20 protein-coding genes are annotated in these 23,004 nt (G+C 69.0%); 11 read left to right on the forward strand and 9 right to left on the reverse strand.

The genetic code is table 11. The features are described from left to right. Positions 1 to 25: 25 nt before the first annotated feature. A complete protein-coding gene (locus SM754_RS17805; RefSeq protein WP_323677501.1) occupies positions 26 to 466 on the reverse strand; it encodes a hypothetical protein in 441 nt (146 codons plus the stop codon). An 81-nt stretch (positions 467 to 547) separates the two neighbouring features. Then, positions 548 to 1,963 (reverse strand): MATE family efflux transporter, encoded by a 1,416-nt coding sequence (locus SM754_RS17810; protein ID WP_323677502.1) that lies wholly within the window; start codon positions 1,961 to 1,963, stop codon positions 548 to 550. Between the two features lie 190 nt (positions 1,964 to 2,153). On the opposite strand from SM754_RS17810, the gene SM754_RS17815 reads away from it, so the two are divergent. Together SM754_RS17815 and lipA are read left to right on the forward strand one after the other, a co-directional pair. Continuing rightward, complete coding sequence (locus SM754_RS17815) at positions 2,154 to 3,290, forward strand: alpha/beta fold hydrolase (protein WP_323677503.1); 1,137 nt, start codon at positions 2,154 to 2,156, stop codon at positions 3,288 to 3,290. Positions 3,291 to 3,337: 47 nt separating this feature from the next. Next, on the forward strand, positions 3,338 to 4,282 hold the full coding sequence (gene lipA / locus SM754_RS17820) for a lipoyl synthase (RefSeq protein ID WP_323677504.1): 945 nt from the start codon (positions 3,338 to 3,340) through the stop codon (positions 4,280 to 4,282). Positions 4,283 to 4,327: 45 nt separating this feature from the next. On the opposite strand, the gene SM754_RS17825 is transcribed toward lipA, so the two are convergent. Then, complete coding sequence (locus SM754_RS17825; RefSeq protein ID WP_323677505.1) at positions 4,328 to 5,575, reverse strand: outer membrane protein assembly factor BamB family protein; 1,248 nt, start codon at positions 5,573 to 5,575, stop codon at positions 4,328 to 4,330. Continuing rightward, on the reverse strand, positions 5,572 to 6,864 hold the full coding sequence (locus tag SM754_RS17830; RefSeq protein ID WP_323677506.1) for an outer membrane protein assembly factor BamB family protein: 1,293 nt from the start codon (positions 6,862 to 6,864) through the stop codon (positions 5,572 to 5,574). The genes SM754_RS17825 and SM754_RS17830 overlap by 4 nt, the downstream gene beginning before the upstream one ends. A 370-nt stretch (positions 6,865 to 7,234) precedes the next feature. On the opposite strand from SM754_RS17830, the gene pdhA reads away from it, so the two are divergent. The 5 genes from pdhA to SM754_RS17855 all read left to right on the forward strand — a co-directional run bounded on the left by pdhA (position 7,235) and on the right by SM754_RS17855 (position 12,999). Continuing rightward, complete coding sequence (gene pdhA, locus SM754_RS17835; protein WP_323677507.1) at positions 7,235 to 8,344, forward strand: pyruvate dehydrogenase (acetyl-transferring) E1 component subunit alpha; 1,110 nt, start codon at positions 7,235 to 7,237, stop codon at positions 8,342 to 8,344. A gap of 1 nt (position 8,345) precedes the next feature. Continuing rightward, on the forward strand, positions 8,346 to 9,359 hold the full coding sequence (locus SM754_RS17840; protein ID WP_323677508.1) for an alpha-ketoacid dehydrogenase subunit beta: 1,014 nt from the start codon (positions 8,346 to 8,348) through the stop codon (positions 9,357 to 9,359). 1 nt (position 9,360) lies between these two features. Next, positions 9,361 to 10,941, forward strand: coding sequence for a dihydrolipoamide acetyltransferase family protein (locus SM754_RS17845; RefSeq protein WP_323677509.1), 1,581 nt, complete (start codon positions 9,361 to 9,363; stop codon positions 10,939 to 10,941). 237 nt (positions 10,942 to 11,178) lie between these two features. After that, complete coding sequence (lpdA, locus tag SM754_RS17850; RefSeq protein WP_323677510.1) at positions 11,179 to 12,639, forward strand: dihydrolipoyl dehydrogenase; 1,461 nt, start codon at positions 11,179 to 11,181, stop codon at positions 12,637 to 12,639. A 144-nt stretch (positions 12,640 to 12,783) separates the two neighbouring features. After that, a complete protein-coding gene (locus tag SM754_RS17855) occupies positions 12,784 to 12,999 on the forward strand; it encodes a DUF6199 family natural product biosynthesis protein (protein WP_323677511.1) in 216 nt (71 codons plus the stop codon). Between the two features lie 282 nt (positions 13,000 to 13,281). Here SM754_RS17855 and SM754_RS17860 read toward each other — a convergent pair whose 3' ends face one another. Continuing rightward, positions 13,282 to 13,620: a cupin domain-containing protein gene (locus SM754_RS17860; protein WP_323677512.1), complete on the reverse strand. Its 339-nt coding sequence runs from the start codon at positions 13,618 to 13,620 to the stop codon at positions 13,282 to 13,284. Between the two features lie 118 nt (positions 13,621 to 13,738). Here SM754_RS17860 and SM754_RS17865 point away from each other — a divergent pair, with 118 nt between their 5' ends. The 3 genes from SM754_RS17865 to SM754_RS17875 all read left to right on the forward strand — a co-directional run bounded on the left by SM754_RS17865 (position 13,739) and on the right by SM754_RS17875 (position 15,390). Beyond that, a complete protein-coding gene (locus SM754_RS17865; protein ID WP_323677513.1) occupies positions 13,739 to 13,960 on the forward strand; it encodes a hypothetical protein in 222 nt (73 codons plus the stop codon). 66 nt (positions 13,961 to 14,026) lie between these two features. Then, positions 14,027 to 14,878: a prephenate dehydratase gene (pheA, locus tag SM754_RS17870; RefSeq protein WP_323677514.1), complete on the forward strand. Its 852-nt coding sequence runs from the start codon at positions 14,027 to 14,029 to the stop codon at positions 14,876 to 14,878. Positions 14,879 to 14,976: 98 nt separating this feature from the next. After that, the gene (locus SM754_RS17875; RefSeq protein ID WP_323677515.1) at positions 14,977 to 15,390 is read left to right on the forward strand and encodes an Hsp20/alpha crystallin family protein; all 414 of its coding nucleotides are present in this window, start codon (positions 14,977 to 14,979) and stop codon (positions 15,388 to 15,390) included. Here the strand turns inward: SM754_RS17875 and SM754_RS17880 are convergent. Then, positions 15,387 to 15,929, reverse strand: a complete 543-nt coding sequence (locus SM754_RS17880) for a hypothetical protein (RefSeq protein WP_323677516.1) — start codon at positions 15,927 to 15,929, stop codon at positions 15,387 to 15,389. The two genes, SM754_RS17875 and SM754_RS17880, sit on opposite strands and share 4 nt — an antisense overlap. A 205-nt stretch (positions 15,930 to 16,134) precedes the next feature. Between SM754_RS17880 and leuS the strand changes: the two genes are divergently transcribed. After that, complete coding sequence (leuS, locus tag SM754_RS17885; RefSeq protein ID WP_323677517.1) at positions 16,135 to 18,999, forward strand: leucine--tRNA ligase; 2,865 nt, start codon at positions 16,135 to 16,137, stop codon at positions 18,997 to 18,999. 99 nt (positions 19,000 to 19,098) lie between these two features. Here leuS and SM754_RS17890 read toward each other — a convergent pair whose 3' ends face one another. The 3 genes from SM754_RS17890 to SM754_RS17900 form a co-directional block, all read right to left on the reverse strand. Continuing rightward, positions 19,099 to 20,085 carry an ornithine cyclodeaminase family protein gene (locus SM754_RS17890; RefSeq protein WP_323677518.1) on the reverse strand — a complete coding sequence of 329 codons (987 nt, stop codon included), beginning with the start codon at positions 20,083 to 20,085 and terminating at the stop codon, positions 19,099 to 19,101. 333 nt (positions 20,086 to 20,418) lie between these two features. Next, positions 20,419 to 22,107 carry a thermosome subunit alpha gene (gene thsA, locus SM754_RS17895; RefSeq protein ID WP_323677519.1) on the reverse strand — a complete coding sequence of 563 codons (1,689 nt, stop codon included), beginning with the start codon at positions 22,105 to 22,107 and terminating at the stop codon, positions 20,419 to 20,421. A gap of 260 nt (positions 22,108 to 22,367) precedes the next feature. Further along, positions 22,368 to 22,922: a KH domain-containing protein gene (locus tag SM754_RS17900; RefSeq protein WP_227134093.1), complete on the reverse strand. Its 555-nt coding sequence runs from the start codon at positions 22,920 to 22,922 to the stop codon at positions 22,368 to 22,370. Positions 22,923 to 23,004: the final 82 nt, after the last annotated feature.

A 23,004-nucleotide genomic window follows, 5' to 3' on the forward strand; every position in this document is an offset into this window, starting at 1 on the left:
CGACGCCGCGCTGACCGGTAACCCGTCACTCGTCGTCGACCGACCCGAAGGCAGCGTCCTCGTCCTCCGCGTCGACGGTGACGTCGTCGACCGCCACGGCATCGTCGAGAACGTCGTCCGGGTCGTCGAAGCCGTCACTCGCCGCATCGAACCCGCCGCGCTCGCCGTCGGCAGCATCAACGCCAGCGCCTCCGTCGACCCCAGCGTCATCGCCAGCGTCCCCGTCGTCGGCAGCGTCCTCGCCCTCATCCTCGTCGTCGTCGATGTCGAGGATGAGCTCCACGTCACCGTCCTTCTCCACCTCCGGATAGTACCCCGCGACCGCCGCGTCGCACTCCGGGCAGGTCGCGAACTCGTCGACCTCTCCGAGATCGTGCAGGCGATACCGCGGCGTCACCTCGACCACGGCCGCGTCGAACCGGACGGTCGCCGTACACTCCTCGATGGGACACACCCTATCTCGCATCCACTAAGGAGCGAACGGCGACGAGTATAGTCGTGTCGGCCGCCCAACCGCCCGACGGCCGCGCCGACCCGGACCGCTCGGCTACGCGCTGCTCGCGTCCGCGGTCTCCGCGGCACGGTCGAGCATCCCGTGACTCGTCTTGTACCGATAGTACGTGGCGAGCCCGAGCGCGACGGCGACGTTCGAGAGCGTCACCGCCCAGAACGCCGCGATAGCGCCACCACCGAGGAGACCGATGCCGACGACCGCGATCGGGAGGCGGACGCCCCAGTTCTGCGCGAGACTCGCGACGAGACTCGTCTTCGTGCGCCGCGCCGCGTTGAACCCGCCTTGGAGGAGGTAGCTCGCGCCGATAGCCCAGTAGCCGACCGCGAGGATCTGGAGGTACGCGACCGTGTACCGGAGCGCATCACCGGACACGCCGGGGATGAACAGCGTCGCGAGCGCCTCCGGGACGAGCCACTGGACGACGCCGATACCGCCGAGACCGATCGCGGCGATGGCGACCCCGACCCACGTCGTCTCCTTCGCTCGCGACGGGTTCCCGGCGCCGAGGTTCTGGCCGACGACGCTCTGAGCGGCCTGCTGGAGGCCGCTCGCGGGAATCCACGCGATCGCGGAGACGCGGACGCCGATGGTGTACGCCGCCATCGCCGCGCCACCGCCCGCGTAGAAGACGAGCGCGACCATCGCGACCTTCACGCCGTCCTTCGACACGCGCTGGAGCGAGTTCGGGTACCCGACGTCGACGAGCTCCCGCCACGCCCCGGCGTCGAACGAGAGGTCCGAGCGCGAGAGCGTGAACGTGTCCCGGAGTCCGACCGCGAACCCGATGACGAGCGCCATGCCGGCGGCGTACCCGATGGCGGTCGCGAGCGCCGCACCCTGGACGCCGTACGCGGGCATCCCGATGGCGTCCCACCCGAAGATGAGGATCGGGTCGAGTGCGAGGTTCACGGCGACGGCGACGACGTTCACGTAGAGCGCCGCGCGCGAGTCGCCCCAGCCGACGAACGCGCCTTCGAGCGTGTCCGACACGGCGATGAACGGGACGGCGAGCGCGTACGTGACGAGGTAGATGCTTGCGAGGTCCGCGATGCCGTCGGTCGGGTTCAGGAGTTCGACCGCGGTCTCGACGAGCCACGGGCCGGCGAGGACGACGGCGGCGAGCACGGGGACGGCGACGGCGATCGCGAGCGCGACGCCGTTGGCGGCGACGCGGCGCGCACCGGATTCGTCGTCGGCGCCGACGCGCTGGCTGACGACGACCTGCGTGCCGACGAACGGCATGATGATGACCGCGAGCATCACGCTCGTCAGCGGGAAGACGAAGCCGACCGCGGCCACGGCCTCCTCGCCGACGCGACCGAGGAAGAGGGCGTCGACTATCAGCTGCGCGAACTGAACGACGTTCTGGAGGACCAGGGGGGTGGCGAGGAGGAGGAGAGCTCGGAGGATTGATCCGTCGGTGATCTCCTCCGGGGAGACGTCTAGCATTGCCTTTGGCAATATGGTGCACACCATCCACTAAACTCTATCGGAAATCGCGATTGGTTTTAGCAGGGCTTTCGTCGCCTTGACATCGCATGGTCGAACCGGAGCCGAACCGACGGCAGCCGTTCCCGTACGGCGAGAACCACGACCCAGACCTACACGCGCGCACAACGAACCACATACGCGAACGACCATGTCGTCCGACCGCTCCGGCTCCGACCGCCTCGTCCCAGACCGCTTGATTCCGGACCGCCTCGTCCCCGACCGCTTCGGCCGCGACGACGCGCTCGCGGACGCCGCCCGAGACGACCACGTCGACGACGGACCGAGTTCGTCACGGCGCACCGTCGTGACCGCGGCCGCCGTCGCCGCGGGCGCCACCGCGCTCGCCGTGCTCGCTCGCGGGTACGGCACCTACCGCGCCGAGCGCGACGCCGCGTACGCCCGCGTCGACCCGGACGAGCACCGCGTCGCGCACACGCCAGTCGGTGACGTCGAGCACCGCGAACGCGGCTCCGGCACGCCCGTGCTCGTCTCGCACGGCATCGTCGGCGGGTGCGACCAGGCGATGCGAGTCGGGAGCGCCCTCGTCGACGACGCCCGCATCGTCGCCCCGTCGCGCTTCGGGTACCTCGGGTCCACGATACCGACGTACCCGTCGCCGTCGACGCAGGCCCGCGCGTTCGCCGGCCTGCTCGACGACCGGGGCGTCGACGACACCGTCGTCGTCGGAACGTCCGCCGGCGCACCCGCCGCCATCCGGTTCGCGCTCGCGTTCCCCGAGCGAACGCGCGGGCTCGTCCTCCTCGCCGCCGCCACGCCGAGCGACCGCGAGCGCGACGGTCCCACGGGGCCGCCGACGCCGCTCCTGCGCGACCCCGTCTTCTGGTTGCTGCGCTCTCGCGCACCCCGGCTCCTCCGCCGACTGTTCGGGGTCTCTCGCGGCGACTGGCAGCGCGCCGCGCCCGCGGACCGCGACCGCGTCGACGCCCTCCTCGACACGCTGTTCCCGGTCGCTCCCCGCCGGGCGGGCGTCGCCGTCGACGCCGATTTCACCAACCTCCACGTCGTCGACCACGCGGACGACTACGACCCCGCCGACGTCGCCGTGCCGACGCTCGTCGTCCACGCCGAGGACGACCCGCTCGCCGACTTCAGCGACGCCGCGCGCTTCGCCGACCGCACTCCCAACGGCGTCCTCCGCGCGTACGAGACCGGCGGCCACCTCGTCTTCGGCCACGGCGACGACGTCCGCGAGCACGTCACCGCCTTCGTCCGCGACCCCGACGGGTACGTCGCCGGGACCGCGCCGCGGAGCGCGACCTCGTGACGCGTGGAACCCCACGCTTTAACCCAACCCATCCCGCAGTTACTGCCATGAGTCGTTCGCGCAAGCCCGACTGGCTCAAGATGCGGCCGCCGTCGGGTCGCGAGTTCGCGGACATCAAGCAGACCCTCCGCGACCACGACCTGAACACGGTCTGCGAGGAGGCGAACTGCCCGAACCTCGGAGAGTGCTGGAGCGGCCGGAACGGGTCGGGAGAGGGCGGCACGGCGACGTTCATGCTCATGGGGCACCGGTGCTCGCGCACCTGCAACTTCTGCGACGTCGAGACCGGCGGGATGGAGCCCCTGGACCCCGACGAGCCCGCGAACGTCGCGGACGCCATCGCCGAGATCGGCCTGGACTACGTCGTCCTCACCTCTGTGGACCGGGACGACCTCCCCGACCAGGGCGCCGCGCACTTCGCGGAGACCGTCCGCGAGATAAAACGCCGCCACCCCGGCATCCTCGTCGAGGTCCTGACGCCGGACTTCCAGGGCGACCCCGAGCTCGTCCGGAAGATCATCGACGCCGGCCCGGACGTGTTCGCGCACAACGTCGAGACCGTCGAACGCCTCCAGCACCCCGTGCGCGACCGCCGCGCCGGCTACGAGCAATCGCTCTCGGTGCTCGAGCAGGTGAGCCAGGAGTCTGACGTGTACACGAAGACGAGCCTGATGCTCGGCGTCGGCGAGTACCACCACGAGATCTACCAGACGCTCGGCGACCTCCGCGAGATCGACCTGGACGTCGTGACGCTCGGCCAGTACCTCCAGCCGTCGCGCACGCACCTGGACGTCGAGCGGTACGTCACGCCCGACGAGTTCGACACGTGGCGTGCGGTCGCCGAGGACGAGATGGACTTCCTCTACTGCGCGTCGGGCCCGATGGTTCGGTCGTCGTACAAGGCTGGGGAACTGTTCGTCGACGCCGTGCTGCGTGACGGCAAGAGCGTCGAGGAAGCCCGGGAGCAGGCGCGGCGCGTCGCGTCGGACTGAACGCGGGCTTCTCCCCGGCCGTTCGGGCTCAACATCCCGCTGTCGTCACTCGAAGGCGTACGTGACCCTGTCCGTGGATACCAAGAGTCGACCGGAGGCGACGGCCGGCGAGGCGACCGTCTCACTGCCGAGGTCGACCACGAATCGTTCCGCGGCGTCACCGACCGCGAGCGCGTGAACGGTACCGTTGCGCGTGCCGACGTAGACCGTGTCGGCGGTTACTGCGGGCGAGCCGAGCGCCCAGCCGTCGATGCTCGCGCGCCACCAGCGCGTGCCGTCGGCGCGGTCGACGGCGTACATCGCCTGGTCCTCCGTCGTACCGACGTACACGCGGTCTTCGGTGACGGCCGGAGAGACGTGACCGTCGCCGCCGAGCGCGAACGACCACTGCACGCTGCCGTCGGTGGCGTCGAGCGCGAGCAGCGCGTTCTCGCGGTCGCCGTCCCCGACGATGTAGACGGTGTCGTCGACGAGCGTCGGCGCGGAGAACCGACTGACACCGTCCACCCGCCAGCGTTCCCTGCCGTCGCCGGCGTCGAGAGCGACGAGCGTGCGGCCGCCGAGCGCCGCGAGGACGCGGTCGCCGTCGCACGCTACCGGCCGCTCGACGCCGACGTCCGTTTCGGTCAGCCACCGCCGCGATCCGTCGTCCGCGTCGAACGCGTGCACGCCGACGGTGAACCCGTCCTCGTACTCGTCGACGGCCCCCACGTAGACGCTGCCGTCCGCGAGCGTCGGGGCCGTGACGGTGCCCTCGACGGCCACCTCCCACGCGGTGTCGCCGCCGTCCGTCTCGACGGCGACGAGGGCGTCGTCGTTGCCGACGAACGCCACGCCGTCGCCAACCGCCGGCGTCGTCCGACCGGTGTACGTCTCGAACAGCGACTCGCCCGACGCCGCATCGACCGCCGTCAGGTCGAACCCCGTGTACGCGACGCCGTCCATCACCGCGGCCCCGTCCCCGCCCGCGTTGACCTGCCAGGCGAGGTCCGGTGACTCGGTCGGCCCGACCGCGTCCTGGACGTACCCGCGGTTCCCGGCGTCGGCCTGGAACTGCGGCCAATCCGTCTCGGGCGGCGCTGAGACCGTCGTCGACCCCGACGTCTCCGTCGACTCCGTCTCGGTGTCGGCGTCTGCGGTCGCCCTCACAGTCGACGTCGCGGCCGTCGTCGACGTCGCCGTGTCGTCCTGGGACTCCAGCCGCAGACACCCAGCGAGACCGCCCACAGCAAGTGCGGCCAGGACGCGACGACGTGACCGCCGGCGACGTCCGTCACCGTGCTCGCCGCTCATTCGTTCACCTCGCGCGTCGCCACGGCGACGCACCCGCGCTCGCCGGTCGCATACACGCGGCCGCCGGCGACGGCGGGCGCGGAGAGGCTGCCGGCGTTCGTCGTCAACTGCCAGCGCGCCTCGCCCGTCTCGCGGTCGAGCGCGTGGACGCCACCAGCGTGGTCAACGCCGTACAGGACGTCGCCGACCACGGCCACTGGACTCTCGGTGCGAAGCCGGCTTATCGACCCCGAGCGCCACACCGTCTCGCCCGTCTCCCGGTCGAGCGCACGAACCCCACGGTTTGGGGACTCGCCGGTCCCGGCACTCCGGGTCGCGACGAACGCGTGAGCCGGGCCGACCGAACAGCCCGCCTCCACTGCGTCGACGACGGTGCGCCAGCGCTCGCTCCCGTCCGTGGCGTCGACCGCGACGATCGCGCCGCTCTCGACGCCCAGGTACGCGGTCCCGTCGACGACCGCGGGCGCGCTCTCGGTGCGGCCGCCCGCCTCGAACGCGTACTCCCACGCCGTCTCGCCCGAGGACGCGTCGATGCCGCGGAGCCGTCGGACGTCGGCGGCGACTTCGTGATACGACGTGAGGACGACCTCCTCACCGACCGCCGGCGTCGTCGCCACGCCGGGGACGGCGTTCGTCCACTGCAGTGCGCCGTCTTCGGCGTCGAACGCGTACACCGTCGCTTCGCCGCTCCCAGTCCCGACGTAGACGACGCCGTCGTGAACCGTGACGGCGTACACGCCGCTGACCCTGGTGTCTGGAGGCGACTGCCAGACGACGCGGCCGTCTTCGGCGTCGAACGCGTACAGGGTGCTGCCGACGCCGGCGTAAACGGTGCCGTCGGCGACCGCGGGCTGGCACGACGGCCACCCGTCGACGGTCGTCCGCCAGACGTCCTCGCCGGTCGTCGCGTCGAGCGTGCGGACGACGCCGGCGTCCGTTTCGCGTTCCCCGATGAGGTAGACGCGGTCGCCGTCGACCACCGGCGCGTACGGCGTCTCGATGTCGAACTCACGCGTCCACTCGGTGTAGACCGGGCGGTCGACCGGCTTCGCGTCGACGAACCCGGCGTTCGTCGCGTCGTACCCGAGTTGGCCCCACGCCCCTGGCGCCTCGCTCGTCTCGACTCCGTCGTCGGACGCCGTGTCGGTGGTCGTCGTTCGCGTCGCTGGCTCCTCGATTCCTCCGGTCGTCTCGCCCGTCGCGCGCTCGGTCCTCTCCGTCGTCGACCCGCTCAGTCTGAGACAGCCGCTCGTCGCCAGTACGGCGGCCAGCACCCCCCGTCGTTTCATTTGCCGAACCAGAACGACCCCGGCGGCAAAAATCTCCCGCACGACGACGTCGATTCGGTCGCGACCGCGCCGAGGGTATAGAGAACACGCAACACGGTTGTCGGGCGACACGACCCGGTCGTCGGATGGGCTCCTGGCACGTAGCCGTCCACTACTCCCGCCCGTTCGTCCAGAATGTCGGTGGAAAAACCGTGAGGAACGTTCGAAGCGTTCGATACATGGCGAGAAAGCCGAAAGGTTACACTTCTCACGAGGATTCCCGGACGTTCAGTGTGAAGCTGTCGCAAGAATCCGGTTGATAGTAACGTTTTTACGAAAATCATATAACGCGAGCAGGAGACGTACGTCGTATGCGAAGGTGGGTTCTCCCGTGAGCACGCTAGAACGCAGCCCCCGAGACCGCGTACAGGTACTCGACGACGACGGTCGAGTGCTCGACGACGCGGAGGTGCCGGACCTCTCCGACGACGAGTTGCTCGAGATCTACGAGCAGATGAAGCTCGCGCGGCACTTCGACCAGCGTGCCGTGTCCCTGCAGCGCCAGGGCCGCATGGGGACGTACCCGCCCCTGTCCGGTCAGGAGGCCGCGCAGGTCGCGAGCGCACATGCACTCGATACCGACGACTGGATGTTCCCGAGCTACCGCGAGCACGGCGCCGCGCTCGTCCGCGGATTCGGGCTGAAGCGCACGCTCCTGTACTGGATGGGCCACGAACAGGGGAACGCCATCCCCGAGGACGTGAACCTGTTCACGGTCGCGGTCCCGATCGCGACCCAGATACCGCACGCCACCGGTGCGGCGTGGGCCTCGCGCCTCAAAGGCGAGGACAAGGCGTTCCTCTGTTACTTCGGCGACGGCGCCACGAGCGAGGGCGACTTCCACGAGGGCCTGAACTTCGCGGGCGTGTTCGACGCGCCCGCGGTGTTCTTCTGTAACAACAACCAGTGGGCGATCTCGGTGCCTCGCGAGAAGCAGACCGCGAGCGAGACGATCGCGCAGAAGGCCAACGCGTACGGCTTCGAGGGCGTGCAGGTCGACGGCATGGACCCGCTCGCCGTGTACAAGGTCACGAAGGAGGCCGTCGAGAAGGCCAAGGACCCCGACGAGGACGACCTGCGGCCGACGCTCATCGAGGCGGTCCAGTACCGCTTCGGCGCGCACACGACCGCCGACGACCCCTCGGTCTACCGGGACGACGACGAGGTCGAGCGCTGGAAGCAGAAGGACCCCATCCCGCGGATGGAGACGTTCCTCCGCGAGCAGGGGATCCTCGACGACGAGCTCGCCGACGAGATCACCCAGCGCATCGAGGACGACGTCGCCGAAGCGATCTCGGCGGCGGAAGAGGTGGAGCGCCCGGACCCCGTAGAGATGTTCAACCACGTGTACGCCGACATGCCCCAGCGCCTCCAGTCGCAACTCGACTGGTTCAACGAGGTCCGCGAGGAGTTCGGCGACGACGCCCTACTGGAGGACTAACATGAGTCAGCAAGCACCAGACATCGAAGGAGAGACGGAGAACCTGACGCTCGTACAGGCCGTCCGCGACGGCCTGCAGAGCGAGATGCGCGACGACGAGGACGTCCTCGTGATGGGCGAGGACGTCGGCAAAAACGGCGGCGTGTTCCGCGCGACCGACGGGCTCTACGAGGAGTTCGGCGAGGACCGCGTCATCGACACGCCGCTCGCCGAGGCCGGTATCGTCGGCACCGCGATCGGGATGGCCGCGTACGGCCTGAAGCCGGTGCCGGAGATCCAGTTCCTCGGGTTCATCTACCCGGCGTTCGACCAGATCGTGAGTCACGCGGCGCGCCTTCGCACGCGGAGTCGCGGCCGGTTCACGGCGCAGATGGTCATCCGCGCACCGTACGGTGGCGGCATCCGTGCCCCCGAGCACCACTCCGAGTCGACGGAGGCGATGTTCGCGCACCAGCCCGGCCTCAAGGTCCAGATCCCGAGCACGCCCTACGACGCGAAGGGGATGCTCATCTCGGCGATCCGCGACCCGGACCCGGTCGTGTTCCTCGAGCCGAAGCTCATCTACCGTGCGTTCCGCGAGGAGGTTCCCGACGACTCCTACGAGGTCCCGCTCGGCGAGGCGGCGGTGCGTCGCGAGGGCAGCGACATCTCGGTGTTCACGTGGGGTGCCATGACGCGTCCGACGATGGAGGCCGCGGAGGAACTCGCCGAGGAGAACGGCATCGACGCGGAGGTCGTCGACCTGCGTTCGATGTCGCCGCTCGACAAGGACACCATCGTGGAGTCCTTCAAGAAGACGGGGCGTGCGGCGGTCGTCCACGAGGCCCCGAAGTCCGGCGGACTCGGCGGCGAGATCGCGACGATCATCCAGGAAGAGGCCTTGATGTACCAGGAGGCGCCCGTGGAGCGCATCACCGGGTTCGACACGCCGTTCCCGCTGTACGCGCTCGAGGACTACTACCTCCCGGAGCCGGCTCGCATCAAGAAGGGCATCCGTGACGCGGTGAGTTTCTAAGATGCCACAGGAATTCAAGCTCCCCGACGTCGGCGAAGGGGTCGCCGAGGGCGAGCTCGTCGAGTGGCTCGTCGAGCCCGGCGACACCGTCGAGGAGGACCAGGCGGTCGCGAAGGTGGAGACGGACAAGGCGCTCGTGGACGTCCCGTCGCCGTACAACGGAACGGTCAAGGAGCTGTTCGTCGAGGAAGGCGAGATGGTGCCCGTCGGCGACGTCATCATGGCGTACAACGTCGAGGGCGAAGACGATCTGGACGACACGAGTTCGAGCGCGGACGCCGAGGCGGACGCGGCGGCTGACGCGGACGCCGGCGAGGCCGAGAGCGCCGACGCCGGGGAGACCGAGGAGGTCGAGACGCCGAGCGGGCGCGTGTTCGCGCCACCGAGTGCGCGGAAGCTCGCTCGCGAGCTCGGCGTCGACATCTCGCAGGTCGACGGCACCGGCCCGAGCGGTCGCGTGACGGACGCGGACGTGCAGGCGCACGCCGACAGCGGTGGCGAGGCCGAGACGGGCGGCGAGCCCGCGACAGCCGAGGCGGACGCGGGTGCGGACGACGCCGCGGCCGCGGAGAGCACTGACGCCGGAGCGGCCGGCGGGAGTGCGGCGAGCGCACAGACGACCCGGCAGGCGCCGTCGCCCCAGGGCGTCGACGCGGCGGGTCGCGAGCAGACGCTCGCGGCGCCGGCGACGCGGAAGCTCGCCGACGAGAAGGGCGTCGACATCGACGACGTCCCGACCGACGAGACGCGGGACGGCGAGGCGTTCGTCACGCCCGAGGCCGTCACGGAGTACGCGGAAGCGATGCAGCAGGCCCAGGAGGCCGACGCCGGCGCGATGGCCGCGGGCGAGACGATGGGCGCGGAGGGCCAGCGCGAGACGCGCGAGCCCTACAAGGGCGTCCGGAAGACCATCGGGGACGCGATGGCGAACTCGAAGTACACCGCGCCCCACGTCACGCACCACGACGAGGTGGACGTCACCGAGCTCGTCGAGACCCGCGAGCGACTGAAGGGCGAGGCCGAGGACCGCGGCATCCGCCTGACGTACATGCCGTTCGTGATGAAGGCGTGCGTCGCGGCGCTCAAGGAGTACCCGCAGGTGAACGTCTCCCTCGACGAGGAGAACGAGGAGGTCGTCACGAAGCACTACTACAACGTCGGCGTCGCCACGGCCACGGACGCCGGCCTCATGGTGCCCGTCATCGACGCGGCCGACCGGAAGGGCCTCCTCCAGCTCTCCTCGGAGATGAACGAGAAGGTCCAGAAGGCGCGCGACCGCACCATCTCGGTCGACGAGATGCGCGGCGGGACGTTCACCATCACGAACATCGGTGGCATCGGCGGCGAGTACGCCACGCCGATCATCAATCACCCCGAGAGCGCCATCCTCGCGCTCGGCGAGATCAAGAAGAAGCCGCGCGTGATGACCGACGAGAACGGCGAGGACTCCATCGAGATCCGGCACGTCCTCACGCTCTCGCTCTCCTTCGACCACCGCATCATCGACGGCGCGGACGGAGCGCGGTTCACGAACGAGGTCAAGAAGTACCTCGAGAACCCCGAACTCCTCCTGCTGGAGTAGCCTGACTCCGGCGTCGGCTTGAGGTTCGGGATACCCGCCTTCTCTCGACGCACTCGCACTCGGATAGAGCGTCACGGCGTCTCCGAGGGCGCGCGTTCGAGATGACGACGTGAGGCGCGTGGCGACGCGACCACTCCGAGAGCGAATTCCTCTGCCGTCGCGCTCGGTGGCGATGGGACGGGGAACCGCGCTGGCAATACTTGGGGTTTCTTATGCCTGCTCGGGGTGTGTTCGAGTATGGTCGTCGGAGACGTCACAACTGGCACGGACCTTCTGGTAATCGGCGCGGGCCCCGGCGGATACGTCGCCGCCATCCGCGCGGGACAGCTCGGGCTCGACGTCACGCTCGTCGAGAAGGACGAATACGGTGGCGCGTGCCTGAACCGCGGGTGCATCCCCTCGAAGGCGCTCATCACCGCGACGAGTCTGAAGCACGACGCGGCGAACGCCGAGGAGATGGGTATCCACGCGAACCCGGCGGTCGACATGACCCAGATGATGTCCTGGAAGGAAGGGGTCGTCGACCAGCTCACGAGCGGCGTGGAGAAGCTCTGCAAGGCGAACGGCGTGAACCTCATCGAGGGGACCGCGGAGTTCTCCGGCGAGAACTCCGTCCGCATCGTTCACGGCGGCGAAGGCCAGGGCTCCGAGAGCCTGGACTTCGAGCACTGTATCATCGCGACCGGCTCTCGCCCCATCCAGGTTCCCGGGTTCGAGTTCGACGGCGAGCACGTTCTCGCGAGCGAGCACGCGCTCAGCCTGGACTCGGTGCCGGACGAGCTCGTCGTCGTCGGCGCGGGCTACATCGGGATGGAGCTCGCGTCCGTGTACGCGAAGCTCGGGACGGACGTCACCGTGGTCGAGATGCTCGACGACGTCCTCCCGCCGTACGAGGACGACGTCTCGCGGGTCGTCAAGAGTCACGCGAAGGACCTCGGCGTGGAGTTCCACTTCGGCTACTCCGCGAGCGACTGGGAGGAGACCGACGACGGCGTCGTCGTCACCGCCAGCCCCGCCGCTGCGGACGGCGGGCAGGCCGCCGAGGCCGAGGCGGAGGGCGAGGAACTGGCACTCGAGGCGGACAAGGTCCTCGTCGCCGTCGGCCGGCAGCCGGTCACGGACACGCTGAACCTCGAAGCCACCGGCCTGGAGCCCAACGAGCAGGGGTTCCTGGAGACGGACGACCGCTGTCGCACCGACGTCGAGCACATCATGGCGGTCGGCGACGTCGCCGGCGAACCGATGCTCGCGCACAAGGGCAGCAAGGAAGGGCAGGTCGCCGCCGAGGTCGTCGCGGGCGAACCGTCGGCCGTGGACTACCAGGCGATGCCCGCCGCGGTGTTCACCGAACCCGAGATCGGGACCGTCGGCCTCACCGAGGCCGAGGCCGAGGAGCAGGGCTTCGAGCCGACCGTCGGGAAGTTCCCGTTCCAGGCGAGCGGGCGCGCACTCACGACGGGCGAGACGGACGGGTTCGTCCGCATCGTCGCCGACGAACCCAGCGGGTTCGTCCTCGGCGCGCAGATCGTCGGCCCCGAGGCGAGCGAGCTCGTCGCCGAACTCGGGCTCGCCATCGAGATGGGCGCGACCCTGGAGGACGTCGCGTCCACGGTGCACACGCACCCGACGCTCGCGGAAGCCGTGATGGAGGCCGCCGAGAACGCGCTCGGGCACGCCATCCACACGCTGAACCGGTAGGTCGACGGCTCCGTTCCGTCGCGACTCGTTCGCGAACCGCCGTCCGGTCCTGTTTCGACCGAGTTACCGCGCCTGGGCGCCTGATTCGACATAATCGCTCCTCGAAGCGCCGAAATTAACTTCCGTGGTCGAGAACGCTCGCCCGTGAACGCGCTTGTTCTGCTCGCCGGTGTCGGCTCGCTGCTGCTCGGCGTCCCGTACGTCGCCGCACCGAGACGCGTCTATCACTTCGGCTTCGAGTCCCTGCGCGCCTTCGGCTCCGGGCCGTCCGAGCCGTCCGACGGGATGCTCTGGATGCACCGGTTCGTCGGCCTCTGTTCGCTCGTCACCGGTATTTTGTACATTATCCCGGTACTGTGACCGCTCCGCGACGCGAGCGCGACCCGTCTCGACCGTGCCGACGTGCTATCCGTCGGAGTTGCGTCGTACGGGCCGACAGTAACTGCGAGAACGCGATGGCTGCCGCTCCGTGGTGTGTAGAGTAGACGGGGTAGGCCGGTCAGCGGTAGCGCCACGTGCAGAGCACGCGGGCTGAAAGGTGCTGCCGTCCGTGCCGTCCACTCGTTCGTCAGGTGCGTCGACGGTTAACCCTGCCGGTCCTCGCAGGGCGGTCCGCCGCTCTTGGTCCCGCCTCTGTCGCGCTCAGTCCCGCCAGTCCGGGTTCTCGCGTGGGGGACTGAACACTTCGATGCCGACCGCGGGTTCGTCGCCGGTGTTCTCGGCGCCGTGCGGTTCGTCGCCGTGGAAGACGTACGAGTCGCCGGGTTCGATGGTGACGGTCTCGCCGTCGACGTGGAAGTCGAGGGCGCCCGACAGGAGGTAGCCGAGTTGCTCGTTGGCGTGACTGTGCTCGGGGACGACCGCGCCGGGGTCGATGCGGAAGTGCTGGACGTTCGCCTCCGTCCCGCCGGCGAGGATCTTCAGGTGTACGTCGTCGACCGCTTCGGTGCTCTCGACCGCTGTCTCTGGAACGACCTCCATGCGGTCGGGTTCGGCCGCCAGCGCGAAAAACGCTCGCGCGCCGGCGACCCGCGGCGGGCGTCCGACGGCAGCGGCCGTCGACACAACGGCTATTGCGCTCGTCGCCCCAACTCGACGCATGCACAGGGCCTTCCTCGTCATCGGTGTGGCGTTCCTCGCGGTGGGCGTCGCGTCGGCGACGGTCGCGAGCGGTATCGTGTGGTCGACGTTCGTCACGCTCGGTGTCGCGTTCCTCGCGCTCGCGTTCGCCTTCCGAGACGGCGACGGCGGCGAGCACGCGTCCGGCGAGGACGCGGACGCGACCCGTGGTGGGTCGTCGAGCGTCGACGAGGACGTCTGAGAGCGTGCGGCGGTCAATCCTGTCGGCCCCGACGGGCTTTTCTCGCCCGCCCCGGTACCGGGTCGTATGTCGACTGTGACGCTCGGACCGTCGGGGACGTACTCGCATCGTGCTGCGCGCGCGGTCAGCGACGGGACGGTGTCGTTCCGCGAGTCGGTGACGAGCATCGTCGAGGCGGTCGCGTCCGGGGACGCCGACCGCGGCGTGGTACCGATCGAGAACTCCATCGAGGGGTCGGTGACGGAGACGCTGGACGCGCTCGCGGACTACGACGTCGCCGTCACGCAGGAGGTCGTGACGCCGATCAAGCACGCGCTGCTCGCGCAGCGCGAGGCGTTCGACGTGGTGGCGAGTCACCCGCAGGCGCTCGCGCAGTGCCGCGGGTTCCTCGACGACGAGTACCCGGACGTCAACCGGGAGGCGGTGGCGTCGACCGCGACGGGCGTGGAGCGTGCGCGCGAGGACGCCTCCGTCGCCGCGATCGCTCATCCCGACAATGCGGACGACACTGACTCTCCAGGGCACTCCGGGGGAGAACCGGGAGACGGGGCGTTGCGGACGCTCGCCGAGGACGTCCAGGACCGGACGTCGAACGCGACGCGGTTCTTCGTCATCGCGGGCCCCGACGAGGGGTCCGAGGCCGGCGGGAAGTCGACGTTCGTCGTGTACCCGAACGCGAACTACCCCGGGCTGCTGCTGGAGCTCCTGGAGCCGTTCGCGGAGCGGAACGTGAACCTCACGCGCGTGGAGTCCCGGCCGAGCGGCGAGCGCCTCGGCGACTACTGCTTCCACCTCGACGTCGAGGGCGGGCTCTACGAGGACCGCACGCAGGAGGCGCTGGCGGCCGTTCGCGGCATCTGCGAGGACGGGTGGGTGCGCGAACTCGGCTCGTACGACGTGCGGACGGTCGTGTCGTGACGTCGCTCGCGGCCGCGGCGGTCGTGTCGTGACGGCCGGGACGGCGAACGGCTCGCGGGAGGAGATTTATGACGCACCGCGCCGAACTGTCCTCTGTCATGCGACGGAATCCTTTCGACGAACTGGAGGACATGTTCGACCGGATGAGTCGGCAACTCGAGACTGGTGACCTCGGCGAGTTCAACGCCGTCCCCGTGGACATGCGGGACCACGGCGACGAGTACACCGTCGCCGCGGACCTCCCCGGGTACGCCGTCGACGACATCGACCTGACGTTCGCCGACGGCGACCTCCGCATCGACGCGACGCGCGAGACCGAGCACGAGGCGACCGACGAGGACGCGGGGACGTACGTCCACCGCGAACGCAGCGAATCCGCCAGCCGAACCGTCCGCGTCCCCGACCCCGTCGTCGAGGACGAGATCACCGCGACGTACGACAACGGCACACTCACCGTCACCCTCCCGAAGGCGACCGACGAGGTCGACGGTCACAGCATCGACATCGACTAGCCGCTGTCGTCGTCGAGCGCCGCTCGCACTGCGTCGACCGCGTCCGCGACGCCCGCCTCCCAGCCCTCGGGCGGGTCGCTCCCGCGCTTCGGTGGATTCACCGGCAGGTCCACGGCGTGATACGTCACGCTCTCGTGGGCGTCCGCGGCGAGACGTCCGACGAACGTCGCGTTCTCCCGCTTCGTGCTCACACCCCCGTTCACGAGGTCGTAGTACGCCGAGAAGACCTGGCAGACGACGACGCGGTCGAACCGGTCGAGGACGCCCGCTTCGAGGTTCCGGAGGAGCTTCACGGTGTTGTTCGCGGGGTCCGCGCGCCGTACCTCCAGTTCCACCCCGACGAGCATCGTCACGGGGCCGTCGCCGGACGCGGAGTCGCCGTCGCCCCGCTCCGGGTCGGCGTCGCTCCCGGTGGAGACACCGGCGACGTCAACGGGCGTCCCGCCGACGTCGTACTCCTCGTGCCACTCGAACCCAGACGTCCGAGCCCCGAGTGCGTCACAGAGAGCGGTCTGGAGCGTCCGCGCGAACTCGCCCACGAGCCGGAGCTCGCCCGGAGTGGTCTTAGTTCCCGCGTCGATGCTCGGGCAGACAGCCGGACCTGTCAGCCCAGTCGCCTTTCACGTGTGCGTCCCGTCGGGTCGAGCGTGAACCGATACGAGACGGTTGGCGGTCGACGAGCGCCGGGACGGTCCCGCGATAGAGTTGAGAGTGCTTATACACCGCCCGCGTGAATCCGATTCCATGAGCGAGTACGACCCCCAGAAGCTGGAGTCGAAGTGGCGGTCGCGGTGGGACGACCAGGGTCGGTACGAGGCCGACCCGGCGGGCGACGAGGAGACGACGTTCGTCACGGTCCCCTACCCGTATCCGAGTGGTGGGATGCACATCGGGCACGCCCGAACGTACACCGTCCCGGACGTCTACGCCCGCTACCGGCGGCTGCAGGGCGACAACGTCCTGTTCCCGATCGCGTGGCACGTCACCGGCACGCCGATCATCGGCGCCGTCGAGCGACTGAAGAAGGGCGAGGAGGAGCAACTGGACGTCCTCCAGAACACGTACAACGTCGACGATTCGACGCTCCAGGACCTGGAGACGCCGATGGGGTTCGCGCGGCACTTCATCGAGGAGCACTACAAGAAGGGGATGCAGGACCTCGGCCTCAGTATCGACTGGCGTCGAGAGTTCACGACGAACGACGACCGGTACTCGAAGTTCATCTCCTGGCAGTACCGCACCCTCAAGGACCGCGGGCTGCTGGAGAAGGGCCTGCATCCGGTGAAGTACTGCACGAACGAGGACCAGCCGGTCACGACGCACGACATCCTGGAGGGCGAGGAGGCGGAGTTCCAGGAGTACACGCTCGTCGAGTTCGGCGCGAAGATGGACGGCGCGAGCGTGACGGTGCCGATGGCGACGCTGCGCCCGGAGACCGTGCGCGGCGTGACGAACGCGTACATCGACCCCGACGCCGAGTACGTGGCCGCGGAGGTCGACGGCGAGTTCTGGTTCGTGAGCGCGCAGGCGGCGGAGAAGCTCCGACTCCAGGGTCGCGACGTCGAGGTCCGCCACGAGTACAGCGGCGAGGCGCTCGTCGGCGAGACGGTCACGAACCCCGTCACGGGCGACGACGTCCTCGTGCTCCCCGCCGGGTTCGTCGACGCCGACAACGCGACCGGCGTCGTGATGAGCGTGCCCGCGCACTCGCCAGACGACTACCTCGCCCTCCAGGAGGCGAAGGCCGACGACGCCCGCATGGAGCGGTACGGCGTCGACCCCGCGGACGTCGACGCCATCGAACCGATCCCCATCCTCGACATCGAGGGGTACGGCGAGATTCCCGCGAGGTCGGCGGTCGAGGACGCCGGTATCGAGTCGAGCGAGGACCCCGAACTGGAGGCGGTCACGCAGGACCTCTATAACGCCGAGTTCCACTCCGGGGAACTCCACGACGACTACGGCGAGTTCGCCGGTGGTGTCGTCGAGGACGTCCGCGACGAGTTCAAGGCCGCGTACCTCGGCGAGGCGTTCGACACGATGCAGGAGTTCAGCGAGGAGGTCGTCTGTCGCTGCGGCGGCGACGTCGAGGTCGCCAAGCAGGACACGTGGTTCCTCCGGTACAACGACGCCGACTGGAAGCAGAAGGCCCACGACGCGGTCGCGCAGTTGGACGCCATCCCGGACAACACCAGAGAGCAGTACGACCACACGGTCGACTGGCTGAACGAGTGGCCGTGCATCCGGAACTACGGGCTGGGAACGCGCCTGCCGTGGGACGAGGACTTCGTCATCGAACCCCTCTCCGACTCGACGATCTACATGGCGTACTACACGATCGCGCACCGCATCGACGACGTGCCCGTCGAGAACCTCACGCAGGAGTTCTTCGACGCGCTGTTCTACGGCGCGGACGCCGTCGAGGGCGAGGCCCCCGAGCAGGCCCTCGAACTGCGCGAGGAGTGGGACTACTGGTATCCCGTCGACTACCGGTGTTCGGCGAACGACCTCGTGAACAACCACCTGACGTTCTTCCTGTTCCATCACGCGGAGCTGTTCGACCCCGATAACTGGCCGGAGGGCATCACCGTGATGGGGATGGGACTGCTGGAGGGCGAGAAGATGAGTTCCTCGAAGGGCCACGTCGTCCTTCCCGCGGAAGCCATCTCGAACTACGGCGCGGACACCGTCCGGTTCTTCCTGATGAACTCCGCGGAGCCCTGGCAGGACTACGACTGGCGCGACGACCAGGTCGAGACGACCCAGGACCAGCTCCAGCGGTTCTGGCGGCGCGCCCAGGAGATCGTTGACGCCGAGACGCCCGAGGACCGCCCCGAGCTCGCGCAGGCCGACCGGTGGCTGCTCGCGCGCCTCCAGGAGACCGTCGACACCGTCACGGAGGCGATGGAGAACTTCGAGACGCGAACGGCGAGCCAGGCGGCGTTCTACAACCTGGAGGAGGACCTACGGTGGTATCGACGGCGCCGCGACCTCGACGCCCCCGGCGCCCGGTGGACGCAGCGCCGCGTCCTCGAGACGCGCCTGAAGCTCCTCGCGCCGTTCACGCCGTTCATGGCGAACGAACTCCACGAGGAACTCACCGGCGAGCCCGCCGAGGACGCCGCGTGGCCCTCGGTGAAGTCGGAGTTCGTCGACGAGAGCGTGCTCGTCGAGGAGCGCCTCGTCGAGGACCTGACCGCCGACGTGAACGACATCGTCGACGTCACCGATACCGACCCCGACGTCATCCGCGTGTACGCGGCCGCCGAGTGGAAGTACGACGTCCTCGACACCGTCCGCGACGTCGGGAGCGACGTCGGCCAGGTGATGAGCGAAGTGATGAGCGACCCCGAGTTGCGAGAGAAGGGGAACGCCGTCAACGACCTCGCGCAGGACCTCGTCGCGTTCGTCCGCGAACGCGACGCCGAATCGCTGGACGCCCTCGCCGACGTCGACGAACGCGGCGTCTACGAGGCGGCCGCGGACTTCCTCGCCCGCGAGTTCGGCGCCGACGTCGAGGTCTACGCCGAGGACGGCGACGACGTCGTCGACCCCGCCGGCAAGGCCGACCGCGCACAGCCCTACCGGCCCGCCGTCCACATCGAGTAACCGGTCCGGTCGAACTCGGTCGCGGTCGCCCGTCGCGTCGGCGTCCACCGCGAGAACTGTTTCTCGATGCCACGACTCGGTCGTCGGCCCGCGACGTGACTACGTCTGGATGAGTTCGAACGGCGTGCCGTTGTCGTTCTCGAACGCGTGCTCGTAGACGACGTGCGCCGCGGCGACGTCCTGGATGGCGAGCCCCGTGGAGTCGAAGACGGTGACGCCGTCCTCGCCGGTGCGGCCCTCGCGGACGCCCGACACGATCTCGCCGATCTCGCCGTAGATATCGTCGGCGTCCATCACGCCCGTCCCGAACGGGACGTTCACCTCGCCGGAGTGCGTGCACTGCTCGAAGTCGTCGATGACGACCTTCGCGTCGAGGAGGACGTCGTCGGCGATCTCGTGCTTGCCTTCGGCGTCCGCGCCCATCGCGTTGACGTGCGTGTGGTCGCCGACGTCCTCGGCCTGGACGATCGGGTCCTCGACGGGCGTCACCGTCGACACGACGTCGCAGTGCGCCGCGTCCGAGATCTCGCCGCGCTCCACGTCGAAGTCGTCGCCGTACACGTCCTTGAACCGCTCGACGGCCTCGTCGCGGACGTCGCTCACGACCACGCGCTGGATGTCCCGGACCTGCGCGATGGCGTCCAGTTGCGTGTACGACTGCACGCCCGCGCCGACGATACCGAGACTCGTGGCGTCCTCGACCGCGAGGTGGTCGGTCGCGACCGCGGCGGCGGCGCCCGTGCGCTTCATCGTCAACTCGGTGCCGTCCATGATGGCGAGCGGGACCGCGGTCTCGGGGTCCGAGTAGATCATCGTCCCCATGACCGTCGGCAGATCGAACTTCTCGGGGTTCTCGGGGTGGACGTTCACCCACTTGATGCCCGCCGCGTCCCAGTCGTCGGCCGCCATGTACGCCGGCATCGACCGGAAGTCGCCGTTGTACTTCGGGAGGTCCACGTAGGACTTCGCCGGCATCTTCGTCCGCCCTTCCTCGTAGGCCGCGAACGCCGCCTCGACCGCGGCAACCACGTCACCCATCTGCGCGTTCTCGTCGACGTCCGCACTGTCAAGCAGCAGTGTGTCCATGCGCCGAAACTACCCCGGCACTCCACTTAGTTAAACCGGTAGGGTCCCGATTCAAGTTGTGGGACGGCACCGCTTCGCTCCGTCTCCCGAACCCCCGGAGCCGCCCGAACCGTCGGAACCGCTCGAACCGCCCGCACCGTCCACATCGCCCGCACGACGGTCAGCGCTCCCAGTGCGGGCGTCGGGTCCACGTCGACGGTCCGGACCGGCGTCGTCACTGCGCGAGAGGTCGCTATCGGGCGCAGCGTCGAAAGAGAAGAACCGCGAATCAGTGTGCGAGCGGTACGGGACTGGCCGGTGACGTGGCGGTGTAAGTGTGGCTGAAGGCCGAACTTACATTGCGCCGCCCATGCCACCCATGCCGCCCATGCCGCCCATGCCGCCGGCGCCACCAGCGGGCGGGCCGCCGGCGTCGCCGCCGTCGTCGGGGTCGACCTGACCGCCGGAGAGGTCGCCCGCCGCGATGACGTCGTCGATGCGGAGCAGCATCACGGCCGCCTCCGTGGCGGACTCGATGGCCTGCGTCTTGACGCGGAGCGGCTCGACGACGCCCTCGTCGCTCATGTTGATGACGTCGCCCGTGTACGCGTCGAGGCCGGCGTCGGCGTCACCGTCGTCGTGCTTCTTGCGGAGTTCGACGAGGCTGTCGATGGAGTCGAGGCCGGCGTTCTCCGCGAGCGTGCGGGGGATGACCTCGACGGCGTCGGCGAACGCCTCGATGGCGAGCGCCTCGCGGCCGCCGATGGAGTCCGCGAAGTCGCGGAGGGCGAGCGAGAGCTCGGTCTCGGGCGCACCGCCGCCGGGGAGGACGTGACCGTCCTCGAGCGTCGTGCGGACCACGCCGAGACTGTCGTCGATGGCGCGCTCGACCTCGTCGACGACGTGCTCCGTGCCGCCGCGGAGGAGCATCGTGACGGACTTCGCGTCCTCGACGTCCTCGATGAGGATCTTCGTGGAACCGGCGACGTCCTGCTCGACGACGTTCCCGGCGAACCCGAGGTCGTCGGCTTCGACGTCGCTGAGGTTCGAGACGATGCGGGCGCCCGTGGAGCGCGCGATGCGCTTCGCGTCGTCGCTGGACGTGCGGCGGACCGCGAGGATGCCCTCCTTCGCGAGGTAGTGCTGGGCCATGTCGTCGATGCCGTCCTCGGCGAAGACGACGTCGGCGCCAGCGTCGACGAGGTGGTCGACCATCTCCTTGAGCTGTGCCTCTTCCTGGTCGAGGAACTGCTGGAGCTGGTCGGGGTCGGTGACGTTGACCTCGGTGTCGATGTCCGCTTCCTTCACTTCGAGCGCGTCGTCGACGACGGCGACGTTCGCGTCCTCGACGAAGTACGGCATGTTGTCGTGGACGCGCGTCTTGTCGACGAGCACGCCCTCGATGAGCTCGGAGTTCTCCGTGGAGCCACCGACGACCTTCTCGACCTTGATGTTGTCAGTGTCGATGCCTTCCTCGTCCTTGACGGCGAGGACGGCGTCGACGACGAGCTCGCTGAGGACGTCCTTCGCGGACTCCGCGCCCTTGCCCGTCATCGCCGTGGCGGCGATCTCGGTGAGGGTCTCGCGGTCGTCCTCGGACACGTCGATGGCGCCCTCGGTGAGGATCTCCTTCGCCTTCTCGGCGGCCTGTCGGTACCCCTGTGCGAGCGTGGTCGCGTGGATGTCCTGCTCGAGGAGGTCCTCGGCCTTCTTGAGGAGTTCACCGGAGATGACGACGGCGCTCGTGGTGCCGTCGCCGACCTCGTCCTCCTGGGTCTCCGAGACCTCGACGACCATGTTGGCCGCGGGGTGCTCGATGTCCATCTGCTTGAGGATGGTGACGCCGTCGTTCGTGACGACGACCTCGCCGCTGGAGTCGACGAGCATCTTGTCCATCCCCTTCGGGCCGAGGGTCGTGCGGACGGACTCCGCGACGGCCTTCCCGGCCGTGATGTTCATGGACTGCGCGTCCTTTCCGGATGTGCGCTGCGAGTCTTCGCTGAGTACGAGGAGGGGCTGACCGCCGCCCATCTGTTGTGCCATAGGTACCTGCAAGATTGATTGTGATTCTATAAAAAACCACTGGTCTTCCTTCGAGCGAACGCCCAACGGGGCACCCGAAACACCGTGCGAAACGTTCGCAAACGAAGGGGTTTATATGGATTCGTTCGAGGGTCTCGCCCGTCACCGAGACGGCCGAGGGAACCGCGACGCCGCGGCACGCACGATGCCATCGCTGACCGACGCAAAACACGGAGAATCGACCGCGTACGGCCTCTATCGGCCGCTGCTCGTCCGACGAGTCAGGTCCCGCCCGGATAGCGGTGGTAGTCCAGTCCCTCGCGCTTGAGCTCGTTGTGCTTGCGTTCGAGGAACGAGTACACCGAGCCGTGGGGCGCGCCGTCCAGCAGGCGCTCGGCGGCCTCGCGGACGATCTTCGTCTGCTTGGGCGACCCGATGATACCGAGCGTCGACCCGTAGATGACGACCATCGCGCCCGTCAACTCCTCCATGAGCTCGCGCGTGCGGCCGTTCTCGCCGATGAGCCGTCCCTTCTTGCGTTTCATGTCCTTGCTGTTCCGGGCGACGGCGCCGATGTCGACGAGGTCGAACATCCGCATGTCGTCGTCCAGAAGCGTCAGTGCGTCCTCGGGCGCGAACCCGCGACCGATGGCTTCGACGATGTCCGGGCCCTTCAGGGCGTCCACGGGGTCGCCGACCTGCTCGATGGCGACCTTCCCGTTCTCGGAGTCGATGTCGAGACGAACGCCCGCGCGAGACTCGATGCGTCGCATCGTCTCCCCACCCTCGCCGATGAGCACGCCGATGCGGTCCTGCGGAATCTTCACGTGCTGCATACGCCACAAATGCGCTCTCGCGACGCTTAAGACTTCGGCACCCCCGACCCCGCGTCACACGGTCCCGCGGCGCTCGGCGCGC

The organism is Halorubellus amylolyticus, from assembly GCF_034808145.1.
Taxonomy (GTDB): Archaea; Halobacteriota; Halobacteria; order Halobacteriales; family Natrialbaceae; genus Halorubellus.

Excerpts from the sequence above, each read along its gene's own strand:
- SM754_RS17865 (WP_323677513.1), top strand. The coding sequence starts at position 13,739 with ATGCACAGGGCCTTCCTCGTCATCGGTGTGGCGTTCCTCGCGGTGGGC.
- pheA (WP_323677514.1), top strand. The coding sequence starts at position 14,027 with ATGTCGACTGTGACGCTCGGACCGTCGGGGACGTACTCGCATCGTGCT.
- thsA (WP_323677519.1), bottom strand. The coding sequence starts at position 22,107 with ATGGCACAACAGATGGGCGGCGGTCAGCCCCTCCTCGTACTCAGCGAA.
- lpdA (WP_323677510.1), top strand. The coding sequence starts at position 11,179 with ATGGTCGTCGGAGACGTCACAACTGGCACGGACCTTCTGGTAATCGGC.
- SM754_RS17860 (WP_323677512.1), bottom strand. The coding sequence starts at position 13,620 with ATGGAGGTCGTTCCAGAGACAGCGGTCGAGAGCACCGAAGCGGTCGAC.
- SM754_RS17900 (WP_227134093.1), bottom strand. The coding sequence starts at position 22,922 with ATGCAGCACGTGAAGATTCCGCAGGACCGCATCGGCGTGCTCATCGGC.
- leuS (WP_323677517.1), top strand. The coding sequence starts at position 16,135 with ATGAGCGAGTACGACCCCCAGAAGCTGGAGTCGAAGTGGCGGTCGCGG.
- SM754_RS17805 (WP_323677501.1), bottom strand. The coding sequence starts at position 466 with ATGCGAGATAGGGTGTGTCCCATCGAGGAGTGTACGGCGACCGTCCGG.
- SM754_RS17840 (WP_323677508.1), top strand. The coding sequence starts at position 8,346 with ATGAGTCAGCAAGCACCAGACATCGAAGGAGAGACGGAGAACCTGACG.
- SM754_RS17845 (WP_323677509.1), top strand. The coding sequence starts at position 9,361 with ATGCCACAGGAATTCAAGCTCCCCGACGTCGGCGAAGGGGTCGCCGAG.
- SM754_RS17830 (WP_323677506.1), bottom strand. The coding sequence starts at position 6,864 with ATGAAACGACGGGGGGTGCTGGCCGCCGTACTGGCGACGAGCGGCTGT.
- SM754_RS17810 (WP_323677502.1), bottom strand. The coding sequence starts at position 1,963 with ATGCTAGACGTCTCCCCGGAGGAGATCACCGACGGATCAATCCTCCGA.
- SM754_RS17890 (WP_323677518.1), bottom strand. The coding sequence starts at position 20,085 with ATGGACACACTGCTGCTTGACAGTGCGGACGTCGACGAGAACGCGCAG.
- lipA (WP_323677504.1), top strand. The coding sequence starts at position 3,338 with ATGAGTCGTTCGCGCAAGCCCGACTGGCTCAAGATGCGGCCGCCGTCG.
- SM754_RS17875 (WP_323677515.1), top strand. The coding sequence starts at position 14,977 with ATGCGACGGAATCCTTTCGACGAACTGGAGGACATGTTCGACCGGATG.
- SM754_RS17815 (WP_323677503.1), top strand. The coding sequence starts at position 2,154 with ATGTCGTCCGACCGCTCCGGCTCCGACCGCCTCGTCCCAGACCGCTTG.
- SM754_RS17825 (WP_323677505.1), bottom strand. The coding sequence starts at position 5,575 with ATGAGCGGCGAGCACGGTGACGGACGTCGCCGGCGGTCACGTCGTCGC.